The sequence below is a fragment of the Microcystis sp. LEGE 08355 genome, assembly GCF_015207185.1.
GTDB classification, from domain to species: domain Bacteria; phylum Cyanobacteriota; class Cyanobacteriia; order Cyanobacteriales; family Microcystaceae; genus Microcystis; species Microcystis panniformis.
The window spans coordinates 1-1,462 of sequence record NZ_JADEXI010000853.1; the positions used below are offsets into that span (position 1 = coordinate 1).

The following is a 1,462-nucleotide window of genomic DNA, read 5'->3' on the forward strand; positions in this document are numbered from 1 at the left end:
GGTGTAGGGTGTGGGGTGTGGGGAGCTTTTTCAGTAAAAAGGCAGCTCCGAGCTTATCGCTTAATACTAAGTACCTAAGCAAAATTAATTACACATATCTAACCCCCCTTGCCTCTTGCCTCTTGCCTCTTGCCTCTTGCCTATCTTCACTAGGAAATTAATTTTGCACGACTACTTATTGACTGATAACTTACCCACTGATAACTTACCCACTGATAACTTACCCACTGATAACTGATAACTGATGCAAGGCTGACGGCTAATATTGATATCGATCGCGATTTAGGACTAGGGTGGCATTTTTAGCGACAAAATCAATAATTTTTTTGGCCACATCCACACCAGTGGCCGCTTCTATTCCTTCCAAACCCGGAGAGGAATTGACCTCAATAACCACAGGCCCATGATTTGACCGTAATAAGTCCACACCCGCAACCCTTAAACCCATGGCTTTAGTGGCCCGTATAGCCGTACTGCGTTCCTCCGGGGTTAATTTTATCTTTTCTGCTTTGCCACCGCGGTGAAGATTAGAACGAAAATCCCCTTCGGCCCCCTGTCGCTTCATCGAGGCTACCACTTTTCCATCGATGACAAAACAGCGCAGATCTGACCCACTGGCCTCTTTAATATACTCTTGTACTAGAATATTAGCTTCTAATTGCCGAAAAGCTTCAATAACTGACTTGGCTGCTTGGTCGGTTTCCGCTAAGACTACCCCAATACCTTGGGTTCCCTCTAATAATTTAATCACTAGAGGGGTGCCGCCGACGGTTTCGATTAAACCATCGATATCTTGAGTTGCGTGAGCAATTCCCGTCACCGGTAAACCTATCCCTTCCCGAGCGAGGATTTGCAGACAACGCAATTTATCCCGCGACCGAGAAATTGCTTGCGAGTCGTTGGCAGTAAAAACATTCATCACCTCGAATTGTCGGACGACTGCGGTTCCATAGAAGGTTTTTGAGGCGGCAATACGGGGGATAATCGCGTCGAAACTCTCCAAGGGTTTACCGTTATAGACAACCGTGGGTTTATGGGAGGTGATGTTCATATAACAGCGCAAATAATTGATCACTCGTACCTCATGGCCTTGAGCTTCTCCCGCTTCTTTCAGTCGCTTGGTAGAATAAAGAGAAGCGTCTTGCGATAAAATAGCGATTTTCATAAATTTTCGCTTAAATATTGCTTTTACAACTGAAGAGCTCCTTATTTTCCCATATTGACTTTTTTTGCTGGCAACTCATAAAATTTCTGCTCTCGATCGAAGTCCATCGATTATTATGGCACTGACAGTTCCCCTTGAACAGTTGGGTTAAGTAGGGTTGGCTGAATAAATCTAAAAACCTTGTTGGGTAAGACTTTTAGACTTTTTGTCAATCAAAAAGTACCCGGCATGGGAGTGATCAGGGGGAAAATTCAGGGACTTTTTCCCTGAAAATTAGGTAATTGGCCACCTCAAAAC

Annotated in this window: 1 protein-coding gene; it reads right to left on the reverse strand. The window is 44.4% G+C overall.

Annotated features, from left to right (window positions below; translation table 11 throughout):
- Window positions 1–259: 259 nt before the first annotated feature.
- Window positions 260–1,165 carry a 30S ribosomal protein S6--L-glutamate ligase gene (gene rimK / locus IQ242_RS24675; RefSeq protein ID WP_002772203.1) on the reverse strand — a complete coding sequence of 302 codons (906 nt, stop codon included), beginning with the start codon at window positions 1,163–1,165 and terminating at the stop codon, window positions 260–262.
- Window positions 1,166–1,462 lie beyond the last annotated feature (297 nt).